Source organism: Streptomyces sp. NPDC025618, from assembly GCF_055558795.1.
On sequence record NZ_JBVHLW010000095.1, the window covers coordinates 1 to 1,248 of the forward strand.

The 1,248-nt window shown below is 69.6% G+C and carries 1 protein-coding gene and 1 pseudogene; both read right to left on the minus strand.

Going from position 1 to position 1,248, the window contains the following annotated elements; genetic code table 11:
- Positions 1-4: 4 nt before the first annotated feature.
- The gene (locus ACZ4A5_RS31585) at positions 5-1,090 is read right to left on the minus strand and encodes a polyprenyl synthetase family protein (protein ID WP_467591822.1); all 1,086 of its coding nucleotides are present in this window, start codon (positions 1,088-1,090) and stop codon (positions 5-7) included.
- Between the two features lie 5 nt (positions 1,091-1,095).
- A pseudogene (locus ACZ4A5_RS31590) lies at positions 1,096-1,248 on the minus strand (flavodoxin-dependent (E)-4-hydroxy-3-methylbut-2-enyl-diphosphate synthase); the annotation flags it as partial.

Consider the following 1,248-nt stretch of genomic DNA (forward strand, 5'->3'; position numbering starts at 1 on the left):
GTGGTCATCTATGCCTCCGCACCGCGGATTCGGCGAGAGAGTGAAGGGTTGCGGTGGCGGCCTGCCCGAAGGACGCGGACTCCAGCGCGGCCAGGGCGCGCTCGTAGCGTTCGGTGATCATCTGTTCGACTCTGTCCGGGGCGCCGGTGGCCATGATGATGCGGCGCGCGACCTCTGCCTGGTCTTCGGTGAGGGTGGGGCAGCCTAGGAAAAGGCGCAGTTGGCCGGCCTGGACCCGGGACGCATGCTTCAGGGTCAGGGCGATCAGGACCGTGGCCTTGCCGTCACGGAGATCGTCCAGACATGGTTTGCCGGTATGGCCTGGCTTGCCGAAGACTCCCAGGAGGTCGTCGCGGAGCTGGAAGGCTTCGCCGAGGGGGATGGCGTAGGCCGTCAGAGCCGCCTGAACGGCCGAGACGGGGCCGGCGAGAGCGGCGCCGATGTGCAGAGGCCGCTCAACGGTGTACTTGGCGGTCTTGTACCGCATGATCCGCAGCGCGCGGTCCACGTCCGCGGTGGGGTGGCCGACGGCGGTGACGTCCAGGTACTGGCCGTACATCACCTCACTGCGCATCACATCGATCAGCGGCAGCACGGCCCTCAGCTGTCGCGCGGTCAATCCGGCGGTGTGCAGAAGTTCGTCAGACCAGGCCAAGGCCAGATCACCGATGAGGATCGCGGTGCTGGCCCCGAGCCGCTGGGCTGCTGTGGCGGTGAGACCCGCTCCGTGGTGCCGGGCCAGGCGGCGGTGGACGGTGGGGGCACCGCGGCGGGTGTCGCTGTTGTCCATGACGTCGTCGTGGATGAGGGCGAAGGCGTGGAACATCTCCAGCGATGCCGCGGTCTTGATCACCGGGGCGGGGGTGCCGCGGCCGCCGGCGGCCTGCCAGCCGGCCACGCACAGCAAGGGCCGCAGCCGCTTGCCTCCGGCGGCCAGGAAGTCGTGCAGGGTCCGGGGGACCTCGGCGGGCATTTGCAGGCCCGCGGCGGTACGCGCCTTGCGGTCGAGGAAGCCGTCCAGGACCGCGGTGACCTGGCTGCGGATGTCGGCTGCGGCGGGCGGCTCGGTGATGGCGGCTGTGGCGGTCATGGGCCTCAGCTCTCTTCGGTAGCCGTGGGATCGTGGGTGAGGCACAGGGCTTCGTCCACCAGCGCGTCGACGATCTTCGCTTCGGGCACGGTGGCAATCACCTGTCCGTCACGGAAGATCTGCCCTTTGCCGTTGCCGCAGGACACGCCCAGGTCGGC

Coding starts and splice junctions, on each gene's coding strand:
- ACZ4A5_RS31585 (WP_467591822.1), bottom strand. CDS start 1,090: ATGACCGCCACAGCCGCCATCACCGAGCCGCCCGCCGCAGCCGACATC.